This is a genomic window from Actinokineospora sp. HUAS TT18 (assembly GCF_051364635.1).
GTDB lineage: Bacteria > Actinomycetota > Actinomycetes > Mycobacteriales > Pseudonocardiaceae > Actinokineospora.
Window position 1 is genome coordinate 3,509,050 of sequence record NZ_CP195645.1, and the last position, 19,154, is coordinate 3,528,203.

Here is a 19,154-nt window from a genome sequence, read left to right on the forward strand (position 1 = left end):
CGTGACGCACACTTACAGGATGGAGTCTGCTGGATTAGTTGAACGTGAAAGCGAGTTCGACGTACTTGTGGCGGCGGTGGCCGCAGTTCAGCATGGCCGTGGGACAGTCGTCCTGCTCGAAGGAGCGGCGGGCATAGGGAAGACCGCCCTAGTCCAGGCGGCCTGTCAACTTGGGTCTGAGGCGGACTGCCAGGTGCTTCGCGCACGGGCCACCGAACTGGAGCGAAATCTAAGCTTTGGCCTGGTGCGACAACTCTTCGAGCTGCCTCTCGCTGCGGCAGGGCACGACGAAAGACAACGTTGGCTGGCAGGTCCGGCCATCCACGCACGCGACGTGATCGACGTCGTGCAAGATCACCCCGCTGTGGGAGACTTCGCATTGCTAAATGGTTTGTACTGGTTGGTCGCCAACATGGCCGAGGACCGCCCAGTGGTACTGGCCTTGGACGACCTCCACTGGGCCGATCGAGCATCGCTGCGCTTCTTGGCGTTCCTACTTCCCCGCATCGATGAACTGCCGGTGATTGTGATTGTTAGCGCGCGCCCCAACGAGCCCGGTGCTGATCAGCGCATGTTGGAGCTCCTTACCTCGGACGCGGCCACTCAGGTGATCACTCCGCGCCCACTGACCGAATCGGGCACAGCTCACCTCATCCAGCACGAACTGGGTCCCGACACACTCGCTGATCGAGAGTTCATCGCCGCTTGTCATGAAGCTACGCGGGGGAATCCTCTCCTAGTCGAGTTACTCGCGCGCGCGGTCGGACGGGAAGGAATCGCACCAACCGGCGCTAACGCTGAAGCCGCAGGACGCATCGGAGCGCAGGCGTTGCGCACGACAATGGCTGTACGTATGAGCCAACTTCCGCAGGACGCGGTCAGTCTGGCACGCGCCGCATCTGTGTTAGGCGACGATTCGACATTGGCATTGGTCGGCGACCTGGCCGGTCTGAGTCCGCCCGCAGCAGCCGCTGCAGCCGCCAAGCTCCAGCGAGCGGAAGTCCTCTCGGTGACCCGAGAGTCCGCTGCCGACCAAGTGAAGTTCGTTCACCCGTTGATCCGAGACGCGGTATACGAACAACTTGACATCGCCGACCAAATGAGGAAGCACAAGGATGCCGCGAGGATCCTGGCTGGCACGAACGCGGACCCCGAACGCGTGGCCGCACATGTCCTCCGCACACCAGCGGATGGCGATGAGGCGGATATCGACACCCTTAAGGTTGCGGCAACTCGTGCATCGTCACGTGGTGCGCCCGAGGCAGCCGCCGCCTACCTTGACCGATGCGCACAAGAGTCCTTGCCACCAGGGCAACGACTTGAGGTACTCATCCAGCTAGGATTGGCATCCATGGCGGTCGACCTCGCCAAAGCCATTCGAGTGTTGCGATCCGCGTGGGACATGTCCCTCGGCACACCTCTTCGGGCAGGTATGGCTTATGCTCTTGCTACGGCCTTGTACATGCACGGCCGGAACGACGAATCCGCAGAGGTGTTTAAACAAGCCTTAGCCGAGCTTGAAGGCCAGCCGGATCAGGACGACCAGCGACGGCGACTTCAGGCCAACTTGCTCAACGCAACGCTCAGTGATCCTCGGTCGGTTCAATTTGGGAAGTCACTGGTCGAGTCCCTCCGAGACGAATCCGGCGATCTAAGCCTTGGCAGCCGACAACTGGACGGCATAATCGCCCTATGGGATTCGCTCATCGGACGCGACCTTGACTCAATAGAGCGAGCGTGGCGGACGGTAGCCGACGAAGCGATCATCGGCGATCCCAGCACGCTAGTCACATTCGGTAATGCTTGTTGGTCGCTAATTGGCGCGGACGACCCCCGAGTTATGGGCATCCTGGACTCGGCCGAGAAACAGTCCAGCCAAACCGGATCGATGCTGTGGCTGATCGCAGCAAAGTACTTCCGGTGCTTGGCGCTCCTCCAACAAGGCCTACTCAACGATGCCATAATCGACGCTCAGTACGCGGTTCAATTGACCGATGTAGCGCAAGTCGATCTCATCCGGCCGTACGTGGCGTCAAGACACTCGGAGATACTGCTCGAGCAAGGTAGACTCTTCGAAGCAGAGGCCGCTCTGGATTGGGCAACCTCCTCAGGAATTATTCATCCGCACACAACGCCGTCTTACTGGCTGATGGATGGCCGGGCCAAGCTACTCCTCGCTCAAGGCAAATATTCAGAATCGTTGGTCGTGAGCATGGAATGCGGCCGGAAACTTGCCTCAAGCCTCATAAGTAACCCGGCTTTCCTTCCATGGAGATCAACAGCCGCCATAGCTCTTAAGGCGCTAGGAAGGACTGACGAAGCGATGAAGTTCTCCTACGAGCAGTTGGGACTCGCCAAGCAATGGTTTACACCGAGGGCCACGGGACACTCACTCCGCATCGCCGGACTGGTCGACGACCGGAATCGAGTTCCACTGCTACACCAAGCAGTTGAAGCACTCGAAGAATCGCCAGCAATCCTCGAACGCGCGAAGGCTCTCGTGGACTTGGGCGCGGCCATGCGGAGTGCGGGCGATCGCCTGGCCGCCAAGAAACCGTTGTCGGCCGGGCTGGACATGGCCCTCCGGTGCGGAGCGGAGCCGGTGGCCGCTAGAGCTGAAACCGAGCTTCGGGTCGTCGGCGCTCGTCCCAAACGACGAAATACCGGGCAAAGTTCTCTCACGATCAGTGAACGGCGAGTGGCCGAACTCGCCGCGCAGGGCCTACCCAATCGGCAGATTGCCCAGACACTCTTCGTAACGCCCAAGACAGTCGAAGTGCACCTCAGCAGCACCTATCGCAAACTTGGAATTGCCCGCCGCCAGGACCTTACTCAGATAGTCTTGTCAAATTCAGACAGTTAATTCCCGTAGACAACCAATACCAAGCCGCCGCATCAATTGCGCGAGTTTCGCGGAGCACCGACGTTTGCGGCTCTTCCGGGAACGGAGTGCAGGTGAGGACGTGATCGACCGCGGTAGTCGGGTCGTGTCGCTGCGCTGAGGTGGGCCCCGGGCGGCTGATGATGCGGGTTCCTACGCCTTGATCAGCAACCTCCCGGGAGCCCTGCTGTGGAGCCTACGGCCCTGCCTGCCCAGATCGTGGCCGACACGATCGTTCGGACCGTGGAGCTCGGGGTGGCGATCACCAACGCGGCTGTGGCCGGGGAGACGACGGTGGTGTTCGCCGATCTGCTGGTCGACGGGCCGGGTCGCTGCCCGGAGTGCGGACAGGTCGGGGTCTACGGCGACCGGATCGAGCGCCGTGTCAGCGATGTCCCGGTCGTCGGGCACCCGTTGCTGCTGCGGGTGCGGGTGCCGCGCTACCGCTGTGTCCACGCCGGCTGCCCGCGCGAGATCTTCGTCCATGACAGCAGTCGGTTGGCCCGTCCCGGGGCCTCGACCACCCGGCGCTGCGCCGAGTATGTGTTGCGGCGCTTGGCGATCGACAAGGCCACCGTCGCCGCGGTCGCCCGCGAACTGGGCCGCTCCTGGGACACCGTGAACAGCGTCGCCGTCGCCGCGACCGAGGCGCTGCTGCTCTGCGCCGGGCCCGCCCGGCTCGAGGGAGTACGGGTGATCGGGGTCGACGAGCACCGCTGGGCGCATGTATTCGGCGCCGACGGCGACGGGTTCGTCACCGTGATCACCGACCTCACCGCGGTCGTGGCCGGTCAGGGATCGGCACGTCTGCTCGACCTGGTCCCGGGCCGCTCGGCGGAAGCGCTGAGGACCTGGCTTGATGCCCGCGACCAGGGATTCCGCGACAGCGTCGAGGTGGTGGCGATGGACGGGTTCGGCGGCTACAAGAGCGCCGCCGTGACCGCGCTGCCGGATGCGGTCACGGTGATGGACCCGTTCCATGTCGTCGCGCTGGCCGGGCACAAGCTCGACCTGTGTCGCCAACGCGTCCAGTTGGACACTCGCGGGCACCGCGGACGGGCCGGTGACCCGCTCTACCGGGTCCGCCGCACCCTGCGGACCCGTCTCACGCTGCTCACCGACCGCCAGCGCACCCGGCTCGAGGCGGTATTCGCCAGCGAGGAGCATGTCGCGGTCGAGGTCACCTGGTGGGCCTACCAGCAGATCATCGCCGCCTACGGCACCGACGACCGCCGCCGCGGCAGAACCGCGCTCACAGCGGTGATCGACCGACTCCGCAGCGGCCTGCCAGCCGGGCTCGACGAACTCGCCACACTCGGGCGCACACTGCACCGGCGCCGCGACGACGTCCTGGCCTACTTCGACCACCGCGCCTCGAACGGGCCGACCGAGGCCATCAACGGACGGCTCGAAGCCCTCCGTCGCAACGCTCTCGGCTTCCGCAACCTGATCAACTACCGCATCCGATCACTGCTGCACCGCGGAGCGCTTGCACTCCAAATCCGGAAGAGCCACATTTGCCAGGATTCACCATGCTCTTCGAATGAGATGACACGCTCAGTCAAAGAACTGTCCGAGCTGTTCCCTTCCTGCGACACCAAGCTTGCGATACGAACTGCCTAGGTGGACCTCAACGGTCTTAGCGGTGACAAACAGTTGAGCCGCGATCTGCCGATTCGTAAGGCCCGCTGCGGCGAGTTCGGACGAACGTCTTTCGCTTGGCGTCAGCGCACCCACGCCGGTGGTCAGGGGGCGTCGTGGGCGTGCTCCCGAAGCACGCAGCTGCGCGTCCGCCTCCCCCGCCAGACCTAGCGCGCCGCAACTGTGGGCCAAGTCGAGCCCAACGAAGAGGTTCTGACGTGCATCGACATTCTGTCCACCATCCCTCAGCGCCACGCCAAGATCCACAAGCGTCTTCGCACGCTCCAGGCGAGCGTGAGATTCACGTAGAACAACATCAGCCTCCCGCAGATACGCCAGTCGGTCCGTGCCCTCATGGACACTCGCGGCGGTTCTTAGTGCGCGACCGAGCGCACGTGGAGCGGACCATTGCCGAGCAAGCGCAAGTTCAGCAAATGCCATGTCGCGGGCCTGCTTAAAATCTCCCATCTCCCACATAGCGACAGCAGCCGTCGACCGCCAACCCAGGAACGCCGGGTTCAGCCAACCGTGACTTGTGCTTAGATCGCCGCAGAGCAGGCTAGTGCGCAACGCGATATCGACCTCACCCTTGAGCAGCGCCAATCGTGCCGCGGTGTCGAGTAGCCAATATGACTGCGCGCCAGAAGAGTGTGGCGCTTCCAGGGGGACGTCAGCGAGCACTGCGGAAGCCTCGACTAGTCGACCCTGCTCCATCAGAACATCGGCCAGGAACGCTGCCACATAGGGTCGGCCAATTAGAAGCTGCGTCGAGTCCACCATCTCAGTTGCCTTCACGAGGTCGGCTTCCGCGTCGTTCAGGTCGCCTTTCCATAGCGACCCAAGCGCCCGAAACAGCTTGGCTGTTAGCACTCCGACTACGGAACCGCGTTGGCGCGCAAACGCGATCGCGTGCTCAATCGTATGCATGACTTCCATGCGATCCGCTGCCAGCATCACCCAGATAGCGTCAACGAATGCGAAGCCATCATTGTCCTGTTCCACGAGTTTGCCGTCATCGAGGCAGCGCATTGCACGGTCGGCAGCCGTTGGACATACCTCCGTCATCGCCGCGTGGAAAGCCATCTTTCCATCAAGGAGGCGCGCCCCGATACCTCGGCACTCTCCTGGCTCCGACTGCCATCGGCTCGCGAGCTGACCAGCCACTTCACGCATTGTTGGGTCCGTCATAGCCGCGTTGAACAAGCCAGCCTGCAGGCGCTGCCGGGCGTCACGATCACCGGCGTCCACCTCTTCAATCGCCCGCCGATAGACCGCGACGGCGGCAGCATTACGGCCAGTCGCATTCAACGCCAGGCCGAGTGTGCTAGCCAACTCGATTCGAAGGGTCGGTTGTTCCACGAGGTCGAGCGCAGCGCGCAGGCTGTCAACCGCCTTGCCGGAGTTCACGAGCGCCGTAGTTTTGCCCAGCTCGGCGAGAGTATCCGCTAGCGCGTCTGATTCCAACGACTCCAATGCGCATCGCTCGAGATACTTCACGGCACAAACCGGTTCTCCTTTGTGAAGAGCGTCTTCGGCGGCAAGGCGGAGCAATCCGACTGCCCATCGGTCCCCAACCGCCGGAACGCGCAGAAGATGGTCAGCCGCGAGTCCGGCGTTCGCGCCCACGCTGCCAAGCTGGCGAGCGGCACTCAGGTGGAGAGCAACTTTTGTGTCGATTCCAATCGCCTCGTAAACAGCCTTCTGTACGACTGGGTGCACGAAGCGGACCGTGATGTGGGTGAAGGCAGCGGACGTGGATGAATCGAACACATGGGCGCGTTGAAGCTCTGCGACGACACGCGCGGCTTGGGCCGGCCTAAGATCAGCCAGCCTGGCGGCAGCCGCGAGTGACACGTCGTCTCCTAGAACAGCAACCGCTGCCGCGAGCGCTTCGCATTCCGCAGGAAGCTTGTTCAGCCGTAGCGCAATGCGAGCCTCAAGTGCTCGCAAACCGAACGTCAGAGCTCCGCCCGAACTGGGATCAGAGGGCGCGAGATCGTCCTTGATTTCTTGGGCAACCTCGCTAAGCAACCGTGGATTCCCGCCCGTCGCTCTCTGACAACTAGACGCGGCGTCCTCGTCGACAGCTCGGCCGATGGACGCAGTCAGAAGGTCGGCTGTGCCTTTGACACTCAATGGCCTGAGCCGAACAATCTGGCAAGCCGGATCGAACATGACGTGGTCCAATAACCACTGATCGGAAGTCTTCTGATCTGGGTGTACAGCTGCGACTACTGCCGCCTTCAATGCACAGAGACGCGGTTGAAGATAGGCGAGGAAGCGTAGTGAGCCACGGTCCGCCCAATGGAGATCGTCGGCAACCAGTACGATTGGACGCTCGCGACTTAGTCGGACAACAAGTCCATAGAGATCGTGTAATACCGCGAAGTCGCTAAGGTCCGCTTCTGATTCGCAAGCCTCTCCAAACAAACTTGCCCCTCTGACAACCAAGGGACTCGTCGAGGACTCCAGGAAGTCCTGGCCAATATGCGACTCAATCCATTGACGTACGAGACCGTAGGCATACTGACGTTCCGACTTCCTGCCGCTCGCCCGCAACACCGTCAGGCCTCGACTCTCGGCAATTTGACTCGCAGCGTCAAGGACGCATGTTTTACCAAGTCCGACACCCCCTTGATAGAGGGCAAAACCACCGTTTCCTCGCACAGCGTGATCGATCAGCAAGTCCACGGAACACAACTCGGGATCACGTTCAATTAACGTAGTGCGAAGTTTCCTCATCTCGGCCAACCTCAAACCCTCGCGAATCGCGCCGATGCCGCGAAGCTTGCAACTCCCCGCTACAAGCGCCACGCGTCAAACATTAGTTCGCTACTATCCCAGGGTTCCCGCGAGCCAAGTAGAGTGATCACTACTCATGATGCACGGCATCGCACTCAGAGGTCACGTGAACCGGAGTTGAGTAGCAGCTACTCTTCATCGATGGCGCGGTGCCGACTTGCTCGCGTCTTTGACGATCGCGTCCATGAACAGCGAAGTGGGAGACGGACGAGGTTTCGCGGTTGCACAGATATCCCAAGGTCAGCGCGAGCACGACTTTGGGCCGTCGGGCCCTCATGAGCTGGGTGTATCCCAGCTCCCCAGTCGCAAGGCGCCACTACCTGAACGCCAACGATTTAGTTGTCTCGCTGCAGCGCCGCGCGGAGGTCACGCCGACTACGCAGGCCTAGCTTGAAGTAGACGCGATGCAAATGATTCCCCACGGTCCGGACCGACAATGTGAGTCTCTCGGCGATCGCGCGGTCGTCGAGACCGCGGGCGGCGAGTGTGGCGATCTCCCGCTCCCTCTTGGACAAGGGCGCAGCGGCGTCCAAGAGGGCAAGCGCGGGCGACATTGCCCCTTGGCATTGATCAACATGGAGGCGTGCCCGCCGTGCTGCCTCAGTCGCGAGCCGGTCACTGCCTGCCCGCTTGAGGAGCCTGGACAGTTCAGCGAACGCTTCAGCGGCATAGAGGACAGCACCCGCTTGTTCGAAGCACTCCGCCACCTCACGGAGCAGGGCGACATCATCAACCGCGAGAGCCTTGCTATAGTCCAGTCTCGCCTTAAGGAAGGGCCCCTGGACCTCTACGGACCAGAACGGCCTAGCCGTGCTGGCTACACCTAACCTGCCCATTTCATGCACGGCGATCGCGACATCAGCAAGACCGCCATGCTCAAGCGCGATCTCCGCCGCACTGACGAGCAGGGCGCGCACGGCGTCCCTGTCGGAGCGCATATGTGCATACCAGGCGCGCGCGATCAAGTGGTAGCCGATGAAGAAGCGCTCAGCCACTAATGGTAGTTGGGAGACAAGGCCATCCAGGTCCTGTTCGTCGGAGACGAGCACGCTCGCGAGCACCCGGTTCACTGTGGCGCGTTCATGCCACAGCTCCCAGCCAACCCGGTAGGAAGGACTGAACTGAAATAGCTTCAACGCGTCCTTCACCCGACCAACCTCCAGCAGCGCAAAGCCGAGCGCGAGCCCCTTCTGCGCATCCATTCGAGGAACTCGACGTGCCACGGCGGTCTCGAATTCGGCTGTCAGGGTGCGGACCGCAGTGGAAAGGTCGCCAAGATCGGCCTTTGCTGCTGCGACCAGCTCGACAATCGAGTCGTGATGAACAGCTAGCTGCCCTGTGTACGGCTTGTCTGCCTCAATCCGCTCCGCAATCTCGAGAGCATCCTGCGGCTTCCCCATGTGGCATTGTGCGGCCATCACGAAGACAGCAGCTTCAACCCTGATCGCAGGATCGGAACTCGCCAGCAGCGGACTCGCAAGCCCGTGAGCGACGGCGAATTGTCCTCGGAAGTAGGCAATCATAGCTCGACACAGGTCGGTCTCTGCCGAATGTTGGCCATCGACAAGGACCTGAGCCTGGTCAAACAGGCCTTCGAGTATCAGGCCCCTCGCCCGCGTCACCAAGCACGAACTTGTCCCTGACAAGGACATGTTGGCACTGTCGAGCACAGCGTGCGCGTCGACACTGCATCCGGTCGCAAACAGAACGGTGGCGTACTGATTCGCCGCAGCCACGGTGCCGTACATGGACCATGCAGCAGAAGCAAGTCTGGTGGCCGAGGATAAGTCGGCCACCGCGAACGCCGCGGATGAAGCGTTTAGTAACGCGCTCTCGGCGACTGCGTGTCCGGCCTCGAGCTGCCATTCGACCATCCTGAGTGCGCTATTCTGCCACGATGGTTCATAGTCAGCGTGAGCATTGACCAGTTCACCTGCTAGGGCTCGGCGCTCCAGCACACCCATGTCATTGCGCACGAGCTCACCGACAAGCGGATGCGCGAGTCGAACATGAAGGCGCTCCGCATTCATGTAGCCAGACGCCTCTCCGTGTTCGACGAGTCGCACAAGCGCGGCTTTCTCCAACTCAGCGATCGCTCCACCACCGCTAATTCTCTCGATGAGAGCCATCGGTACGGGCTCAGCCAGCGTGACAACCTGCAGAGCGCGATGCGCGGGTCGCGTGATCAACCGCATCTGGTGTCCAAGGAGATCACGAAGCCGCGGGCCGACGACAATGTCCTTGCATATCACCCACACCCCATCCCGTCGGTGTATTGCGCCTTGATCGAGGGCCGCATGCGCAAGTTCGCGGAGGAACATGGGGTTTCCATCGGCAAGCCGTGCCAATCGGACCACCGCGCTGTGCTCGATCGCCTCACCGAAGAGCGCAGCCGCGAGGCGACGCATCGCGAACTCGTCGAGCGGGTCCAGATCGATGCGAGCAAGGTGTTCGTCCTTCCACAAACTGCGAGTGGGGGCCGGTACGTCGTTCCCTCCCAGCGCGACAAGGAAATGGGCACGCCTCGACCTGGCGAGGTCCAGGAGGAGTGCGGCCGTGCCGTGATCCATCAGATGGGCATCGTCAACGAGGACCGTCACGTTCAACGTCCCTCGGTGATCGTTCGTCGGGCGACGCCCGGCCAGCCAGACCAGCCGATCGATTGTCACGCCTTGGATCTCTGCGCGTTCGCCTTCGGACAGCGCGCCGTAGGGCAGGTCCTTCGTAGCCCAGGTGGGCGCCACCCGTAGCACTCGCTGTCCGTTGGACACCAGGACGGCGGCGATCTCTTCGAGAAGCCTTGTCTTGCCAATACCGACAGGCCCCACAACCACGGCTCCCAGGTATCCATCGCGCGCGGTTACGAGGGACATCAACTTCCTGACGTCGTCCTCGCGGCCAACCAAGCCGACATCCCGAAGACGAAGCGGCACTGTGCCACAGTCGACGCCTAGGTCATCCTGCCGCCTCGGCGATGCAGACACCATGTTGATCACACTCCGCGAGTACCGGAAAGAGTCAAAATCACTCTGTCGGAGATGCATGCGGGTGGACACTAGGGTGTCCCCTACTACACCCCCCAAAATTTGGGATCATCCCAGGTCAGTCGATGCCCGACACCATCGGACTAGATCGACAACCGCCGCAGGCTCACCGGATCAATCTGGTCGTGCCAGACTCGGTCAAGAAGCTGTTCGGCCGACACAACGGCGCTATTCGTCCGTCGAGTACCTTCTGCAGCCGCCGGATCTCCCGAGGCCGCTGGTCAAAAGGCGGCGCATTACGTTAGTCATCGCCGTTTGACCAACCTGTACCCGAGTCCGGTGTCCAATGCCGTGGTGGACGACGGCGCCGTTGGTGGTCTTGATTAGGGCGACTGTGTGCAAGTCGTGATGGTCGGCCACTCGCCAGACTTGCTGTCCGGCTGACCATCCCCGGCCGAGGCGTTAGGGTTTCGGCGCACTGACTGGACAACCCGCTTGTCGGCGATCGGGCACAAATCAACTGAAACCCTCGCTTGTGATTATCTATCTGCCACAAGAGGAATGACAACCGAAAAATTCACCAACGATCAACTGGGGTCGCACGAAATCCGGCGGCTGGCACGACCGTACCAACCGCCGGACTTGGCCAGCTCATCGCACGCGCGCCCTCGTTGCTGCGACCGCATTACAAATCCTGCGGCCACAACAACGATGTGACGACGTTACTTCACCAGCGCCCTTGTCGCGCGGGCTAGCTCTGCCTCCGCTTCACCAAGTCGCGTCATTGCGACAGCATAGTTCCTCGTATAGACATCTACCACGTGAGCCCAATTTTGGTAGTCCTGCGCTGCATTCACGCCCGGCCGGGCCATTTCGGAGATCTGGAACTTTGCGTCTTGAGCGCTGTCTAGCCACCACTTGGCTTCCTCAACCATGTGCGTAGCCACATCGACCTTGGCCTGCGCGGAACGACGTACCATTTCTGCGGCGGATGGCAATGACCGCGAGGCCTGCGTCACCTGTGCTCCCACCTGCTGCGCAACCTGCTGACACCTCCCCGATGCCGCACACCCGGCAGCGGCACCTCCCGCAGCCGTAGCTGTCTCACCACCGGAAACAACTACAGCTGGCGCAGCTCCTTCGAGCATTGCGAGTGCGAACCCTGCCGTTGCCGTCGCAAGAACAGTTGCCCATACGACGGTCATCACTTGTTCGAATTCCGGATTGCCTTGGGAACTGGCGTGCCGGACCCATCCTTCATGTTTCGCTTCAAGCGTCTGGTCGTCGAACCCGAGGAACATACCCGCAGTTGCCGACTGATTCCCACATTCGGTTCCGTTGTCGTCTCTGCTGAGGCATTCGAGGATGCGGATTTCACCGGTGGTGCCTGCGATTGCTTCTTGTGTGGGGTCGGTGTCGACGGCGGTGGCGTTGGCGGCTTCCCAGGCGACGTCGTCGACCTGGTTGTTGGTGGTCGCGTCGGATTTTTGGACTGTGGCGTTTTGTTTGGCGGCTTGTGCGGCGCGTTTGGCGTTTTCGAAGTCTTGGTCGGCGCGGACGTGGTCGAAGTATTCTTTTTCGGCGCGGGAGAGTGCGGTGCGTTGGTGGGCGGCGAGTCCGTCGGTGCCGCCGTCGTAGTAGGAGTCGCCTGCGCTGACGAACTCCATGAAGGCATCGGCCTGGACTTGGTCCCACCAGCGCTGAGAGATGGCGGCGTGGTCGTTCTTGTATGTGTAGCCGGTGGGGTCGGTGTTGTTGACCGGGTCGTTGCGGACGTAGGTGTAGGGGTTGTAGGCGAGTCCGTCGTGTTTGTTTGCGACGACGGGGTCGGGGGTGAGGAAGGTTTTGTTCGTGGTGTCGTAGATGCGGCCGCGTGCGTTGAGCAGCCCTGTGGCGCGGTCGTGTTCGTGACCGGTGAATGTGCGTGTCACGTCGCCGGTCAGGGCGGTCGGGGCGCCTGCGGTGTCGATGAGGGCACCGAACGGTTCGAAGCGCATGCGGTTGGTTGCCGTGCCTGCGTTGTCGATGACGGTCGTGGTGGAGCCTCGCGTGTCGGTCAGGGTGTACTCGATGGTGGTCTTTCCTGGCGTGTGGACGGCCTGGCCGATCGGGCCGTCGGTGCCGGCGAGGTGGAAGATGTCGCTCTCGGCGCCGGACTCTGTGCGGTGTTCGTAGTAGCCGGGGACGTAGAAGGTGCGGTTGGCTCCGGAGGACTCCACGGTCTTGTTGCCGAATGCGTCGTAGCGGTAGCGGGTGACGGTGCCGTCTTTCGTCACGGTCTTCGGCAGGTCGAAGCTGGTGTAGGTGATGTTCTGGAGGGTCTGCCCGCCCTCGCTCTTGGTGCCGGTTCGACGTCCGCGGGAGTCGTAAACGAATCCTGTGATGCCTGCGTTGTTAACCGTCGAGTCAATGTTGCCGAGGGTGTGTGGGCCACCGGTCGTGCCGTGGGCACGGTCTTCAAAGCCTTGTGGGCCGGTCACCCGGGCAAGGTTGCCCAGCGGGTCGTAGGTGTAGTTGGTTTTCTTGTCCGGTGAGCCCGCAGCGCTCAGCAGCCACTCGGTCAGTCGACCCACGGCGTCGTATGAGTAGGTGCTGGTGGTCTTGTCAACCGCGTCGGTTTCGGTGCGGATCAGACCGTTGTCGAAGTAGGTGGTCGCGAGGTCCTGCAATGAGGTTTGTCCCTTGACTGCCGTGGTGCGCTGCAGCCGACCGGTGCCGTTGAAGTAGACGTTGTGCACGGTTGTAGCGGCGGCACCGGTCCCAAGGGTCGCGGTGTCGAGCGCGCCGTTGTACTCCCGGGCCTGAACCGACCACAGCTGTTCGGCACCGTTCGCGACGGTGGCGGCATGGCCGTGGGCGTTGTATCCGGTAGTCACCGTGTATCGGGTGTTCGCGTCGTCGAAGTACGCCGGGTAGGTGAGCGTCGCCGGACGCCCCTCGGTGTCGAAGCCGCGGTCGATCTTCCTCACCTTGTTGTAGTCAGGCGACGACGAGTCGGTGTCCTTGTAATCGGTCCCGACCTGGCGGCCGAATTGGTCGTACCGGTAGGCGACCCGGATCTTGTCGGGGCTGTCGGCGTAGTCCAGCTTGCCGATGCCGTTGGCCGCCGTGTCGAAGACGAAGGTCGTGGCGCCGTCTTCGTTCTGCTTCGTCGTCATGCGGCCGAGGTCGTCGTAGCCAAAGGTAGTGGCGACGTTGGCTCCGACGTGAGTGGAGGTGTCCACCTCACCGGTTCCGTGATACGAGGTCCTAACCTCGCCGCGGTCCGGGTCCTGTGATCGGGTCTGCCGCCCGAGCACGTCGTACTCGTAGGACAACGCGTTGTTCTGTGCGTCAATGATCTTCACCGTGGAGCCGAACGGCCCGTACTCGTACTTCGTCGCCAGGCTCTGCGCCGGACTCACTGAGCTGTTGATCTGGGTCGTCGTGGTCACGCGGCCGTCCACATCGACCGCCGAGCGCGTCTCGGCACCAGTTTGGTCGAACGAGCGGGTCTCGAACATCGAGGGGTACTCGTTGCGGGCGACCTTGCCGTCAGGCCCGGTTGTGGTGAGCAGATGGTCGAGGCTGTCGTAGACGAACGAGGTCGTTCCGATCGGAGATGGACCGCTTACCGTCACAGCTCGCCCGAGGTGGTCGAAGGTCGTGGACGAGCCATGCATCGCGCCGTCGAAACCCTTGCTGCTGGACGAAAGCGTCCGCCCGAGGGCGTCGGTGACAGTCTGCACCACGTTTGGCCCGCTGGTGGCGGTGATGACCGCGCCGTTGATGCCACCGCTGAGGTCGATCCTGTTGTCGTAGGTGAAGTCGGTACCCGCGCCGACGGCAGGAGTGGTGTGCAGTGGCTTGCCGAACTGGTCATACGTCGCGGAACTTTGGACACCGTTGGCATCCATCGAGGCGACGAGCACACCGAGCGCGGGATGCGTCGCCGTCCAGGTCGTCGGCCGGTACTGCGATTGGTCATGCTCGGTCCACACCTGCGACGGGTGGATCCGCTCGTCCGGCTGGCCCGGGAACACCGGGTCATGGCGAATGTGAGTCACCCGTGGCGGCAGTGCCGGGCTCGCGGGATCGCCCGCGACAACGGTAACGGTGTCCTGGACGCCCCATTCGTCGTAGTGCACGGCACTCATCGAGCGAACGTCCGGATCCGGGCTGTCCTTCTCAATCCAGGTGGTGTCCAACCGCCCGCGGTCGTCGTGGTGGTAGGAGTAGGTGCGAGTCACCGCTGCCGGGGTGTTGTCCGGTTCCTCCCGCTTCACTGTTCGCCGGAGCGGGAGCCCAAGAAGCCACTCCGCGGTCCGGTTCTCCACATCGGTGTGGACTGTCTCGGTGATACCACCCGTGGTCTTGGTTTGCTCGTCGATCGTGTTGCCGTAGTGATCGACGCTGACACCACGGTCGATCTGCCGTGCCGGGTTGCTCGGCTCCACCACGCCGCCGACGTGCTCCGCGGCGTTGGTGCCCACGAGGGCACCCCATCGCAGTGTGACCTGCTGGTCCCAGTCCTTCGTGATGGTGTGCGGCACGAAAGACTGGTACACGCCCTGCAGGTTCGAAGGGTGGCGCCAAGCGCTGATGTAGCGAACCCTGCTGACTCGAGCCTTCGCCTGCTGTGGCTTGGTGGGTTCGGCCAATTGTGCCTGGGTCAGGATAGGCACCACCGTCGTCACTGTGTCCGGCCCGGCGAACGGGTAGTACTTGCCTTCGACCTGAGTCCTGTGCTGGGCGAAGGTGGTAATGGTCTCGATCGGGCGCTGCGGGTCCCACACACGCATCACACCGAATCCGAGCCACCCACGTCCACGGGTGTCTACGACTGGGTCCTCGTAGGAGTAGTACCGCTGGTAGGGGGCGAGAACCTGCCCCTCGTAGGGGTTGACCCAGTGGTCGCGGGACTCGACCTGTCGGACCACCCAGACGCTTCGACGCGTCGAGACGAGCGGATAGGCGCTGGGGTAGTCGGCCAGCCGCTCCATGTGGTCGGTCCAGTTCGGCGAGTAGGTGACCGTCTGAGCAGGCCACTGGGTGCCCTCGTCGGTCACACGCCGCATGCGGTCGCCTTGGAACCCGTTGTTGATCAGCAAGAACAGCCGGTTCTGTGAGATCCGGACGATGTCGGGCTTGCCGTCACCGGTGAAGTCCCCGACCTGCGACGTGCCACGACCGAAGTTCTCGTGCAGGGTTCCACCGTCACCGGCGACCTTCGCCCACTCCCAGGCCCCGTTCCCCTTGGACACGAGGACGTTGGTGTAGTTGGTGTTGAACGCCACCAGGTCGTCACGACCGTCTCCGTTGACATCGGCGACTCGCAGATCGGCGTAGGCGTCGTGACCGATGTTCTGTTCGGTGGGGTCCAACACCAGTCCGTTACCGGTGTTCCACAACAACGCTCCTGGCCGGTCCCAGCCACCATTCCAGTTGATGGGAAGAAGCAGATAGTCTTCCAGGCCGTCACCGTTGTAGTCGCCGGTCAGCGGCGCATACCCCTTGACCTGGGGCAACGACCGGAAATGGACGGAGCCGTCCTGGTCCATGTAGGACACCGGGTCAACAGTCGGAATACCAAGATCATTCAGCCGCATCGCGTAGACCAGATCCGAGCACTTTCCTCCAGCCGTGCGCTGCGGACCGACCAGTTCGGCTCGGCCATCGCCATCGATGTCGGTGACCCTCGCGCCGTCCTTGCAGGTGATGAACTTCGACGCGCTGGACTGACCGAACACGCCACCGGTGTTGAGCCGGACCGAGTACGACTTCCCAAGTGCGTTGGGAACGTCAGCCGTCGCCCAGTCCAGGCGCGCGTCGCCGTCGAAGTCACCGAAGTTCGTGTCGATCGGATTGTCGACAGCCACGCCACTGGAGACGAACTTCTTGGCCAGCGGGCTCCACCGCATGACCCGATCGTGGGTGCCGGACGCGTCAGAATACTGGGCGACGAACTCGGTGGCACCATCGCCCTCCAGGTCCATCGGCCGTGAGTCGCCCAACTTCACGTTGTTGGGCCACTCGGGCATCGCGGTGGTCAGCAGAAGGCGATCAGTCAACGGCGACACCGCACCCGTCGCGCCATCCCGCTTGGCGAGCAACGCCCACACGGGCGAGTCGGCATCAGAGGTCCCACCCAAGGTGTACACGGCATCGTCGGCACCATTGCCGTCGATGTCGGCCACCTTCATCGTGGGCGGCCGAACCTGCCCGACAACCGTCGGCATGTTCCCCAGGTAAGACTCCGCGAAACTTGGAACCGCCGACTGAACAGGAGACTCCCAACCGAACTCCTTCGCTCGCATGCACGCCCCGCTCGGTGCGCACTTGGCCACAGATGACAGCAAGCTACGGTTGTTCAAGCTGGCCAGGTAGGTGAGGTTGTACTGCCAGACCAGGTCGGTCGCACCGGGGTTCGGCGCAAACATCTTCACCGACTTCAGCCGCCGGGACTGGGTGTACTTCACGCCGTTGGCATACCCGAATGACTTGTCGGGCCTGTCCTCGTACACGAACTGGACATACCGCGAGCCCAACGAGCTTCGGTCGTTCACACCCTTGAAGGTGTAGGAGACGAACGTCGGCAGGAACTCCGCCCCGGCGGTACCTGCCACGTTCTGATAGGTGAACCTGACCTCGTTCCCGGACCGATCCGATCGCTTCTGCTGCAACCACAACACCCGCGGCTGATGGGTCGCCACAGCGCCCGCCTTCGGGGCAAGCCCCGACCAGAACACATCGGACTGCGTACGGGTGGCGGTCCTCGAGACATAGGTCATGATCTGACCGTCCTTGGTCCGAACCTCAAACGAATCCGGCCCATCCGGGCTGGTCCCGTAGGACACGACCCGCGCGAAACTGTCGGTCTCCGTCCGGTACTCAGTGCCGTTGCCCCCGTAGGCACTGCCCGTCCCATTAGGCCCGCCGCTGACAACCAGCTTCTGCCCATCCAGACAAAACCGGTCACCCGGACCGAACGTAACGCGCGCGACCTTCCCCTCGGTCGACAACGACCTGTCACACCGGGTCACACTCGACGACGCACCGGCAAGCGACCAGCCTGTACCCACAAGCCCATCACCACCACGACTGGAATATCGAAGCGACAGCGACGGCTGCATACCAGCCCGCCCAGCCGGAACATCCAACGGAATCGAGTACGCGAACGAGCCACTCGACGTCACATCCCACGAGCCCGGCAACACACCGGTCTTCCCCTGCGCCGGAACGATCCCCGGCAACGCAGCCCACCCCCTGGGCATCCCCGGCGGCGCGAGATCCGCGGCCCGGGCTTCCTGGCCAGCCCACGGCACCACCTCAACCAACGAGAACATCGTTACTAACGCCAATAGCCCCATCAAGACGCGTTTCGTCGACCGCCGCGGCACGCCAGGCGAACCAACAAGCCACTCCTGCACGGGATCCCGCTTGAAGATCATCGCAATCCAATCTCGGCATCACTAAGCGTGGACAAATCCCCATCGGCACTGTGACAGCGGGGGCAGAGCGTGACATGAGCATTGGATACTCATCCGCCATTGATGAACGCTCAACACACTTGACAACCGTGGGTCTGAGTCGTAAAGGGACTGTCCGTGATCTTGTGGGTGGTGGGTGATCTTGACCATGTCGGAGTGGTTGCCCCGGTTGGAAGGGATCGAGGTTGGCAGGCAAGGACGCGGCGGCCGGTTCGGGTGCCGGATCGACAGCAGGTGACGATCTTGACGTGCGGGTCGCGCGGGAGTTGATCGACAAGGCGCGCGCCGAGGGCGTGTCGTTGGTCGGCCCGAACGGGCTGCTGCGGCAGCTGACGAAAACGGCGTGTCGGAAGCGGCGTTGAACGCCGAGTTGGACGATCACCTCGGCTATGAGAAGGGTGACTCGGCCGGGAAGTTCGGGTCGAACGAGCGGAACGGTTCGTCATCGAAGACGGTGGGCACCGATGTCGGTGATGTTCGGATCGATGTCCCTCGGGATCGGGAGGGAACATTCACCCCGAGCATTGTGCTGAAGTATTCGCGTCTGGTCGAGGGATTCGACGACACGATTATCTCGCTGTATGCGAAGGGGTTGACCACCGGCGAGATCCAGGCGCACTTGGCCGATATCTATGACGCGCAGGTGCCGCGGGAGTTGATTTCGAAGATCATCGACAAAGTGGTCGAGGAGTTGAATTCGTGGCAGGCGCGCCCATTGGATCGCGGACGGTTTCCAGTTGCCCCGGGGAACCAGCGCACTGGCCGCGCTTACCGGCACCGACGCGGCCGGGGACGGTCTCGCGACGGCGCACTGAAGCAGTCCACGCCGATGCGGTCGATCCACGACCGGCCAGCGGGTGTCGCCTCCCGCCGGGAAGTTGGGCATTGGGAAGGGGATTTGATTGGTCGGCGCCGGGCAGCGCTCGGCGATCGCAACCCTGGTCGAGCGAAAGACCAGACTCACCATGCTGGTCAGGCTCCCAAATGGACACTCAGCGCTGGCGGTCGGTGACGAACTCAGTGCCACCTTCGCACGTCTTCCCGCCCGCCTTCGCAGAACCCTGACGTGGGATCAGGGCAACGAAACGTTCCACCACCAACGCATCGAGCGTGCGGCGACCGGGCTGAGGATCTACTTCGCGGACCCGCATGCTCCCTGGCAACGCGGCACCAACGAGAATACGAATGGTCTTCTGCGCCAGTACTTTCCGAAGAGCACCGACCTGAGCGCCTGGACCAGCGACCAGCTCGAGCAGGTCGCCGCCGAACTCAACGACCGTCCCCGTCTCTGCCTCAACGACAGCAGTCCGACCGAATTCATGCGACGATTGGAACGACGAACGATTCGCAACGTTCGCTAGAAACCGCCGCCCCTTT

4 protein-coding genes and 3 pseudogenes are annotated in these 19,154 nt (G+C 62.6%); 4 read left to right on the forward strand and 3 right to left on the reverse strand.

Annotated features, from left to right (window positions below):
* The first annotated feature begins 19 nt into the window (after positions 1–19).
* Together ACSHT8_RS15575 and ACSHT8_RS15580 are read left to right on the forward strand one after the other, a co-directional pair.
* Complete coding sequence (locus ACSHT8_RS15575; RefSeq protein WP_436501745.1) at positions 20–2,863, forward strand: helix-turn-helix transcriptional regulator; 2,844 nt, start codon at positions 20–22, stop codon at positions 2,861–2,863.
* A gap of 222 nt (positions 2,864–3,085) precedes the next feature.
* Positions 3,086–4,387 (forward strand): annotated as a pseudogene (locus ACSHT8_RS15580) (ISL3 family transposase); the annotation flags it as partial.
* Positions 4,388–4,438: 51 nt separating this feature from the next.
* Here the strand turns inward: ACSHT8_RS15580 and ACSHT8_RS15585 are convergent.
* The 3 genes from ACSHT8_RS15585 to ACSHT8_RS15595 form a co-directional block, all read right to left on the reverse strand.
* Positions 4,439–7,336, reverse strand: a complete 2,898-nt coding sequence (locus ACSHT8_RS15585) for a helix-turn-helix transcriptional regulator (RefSeq protein ID WP_436501746.1) — start codon at positions 7,334–7,336, stop codon at positions 4,439–4,441.
* A 323-nt stretch (positions 7,337–7,659) separates the two neighbouring features.
* On the reverse strand, positions 7,660–10,311 hold the full coding sequence (locus ACSHT8_RS15590; RefSeq protein WP_436502078.1) for a LuxR C-terminal-related transcriptional regulator: 2,652 nt from the start codon (positions 10,309–10,311) through the stop codon (positions 7,660–7,662).
* Between the two features lie 719 nt (positions 10,312–11,030).
* Entirely contained in the window at positions 11,031–17,738 is a 6,708-nt protein-coding gene (locus ACSHT8_RS15595) for an RHS repeat-associated core domain-containing protein (protein WP_436501747.1), read from the reverse strand.
* A 287-nt stretch (positions 17,739–18,025) separates the two neighbouring features.
* Between ACSHT8_RS15595 and ACSHT8_RS15600 the strand changes: the two are divergent.
* Positions 18,026–18,501 (forward strand): annotated as a pseudogene (locus ACSHT8_RS15600) (transposase); the annotation flags it as partial.
* Positions 18,502–18,561: 60 nt separating this feature from the next.
* A pseudogene (locus ACSHT8_RS15605) lies at positions 18,562–19,138 on the forward strand (IS30 family transposase); the annotation flags it as partial.
* Positions 19,139–19,154 lie beyond the last annotated feature (16 nt).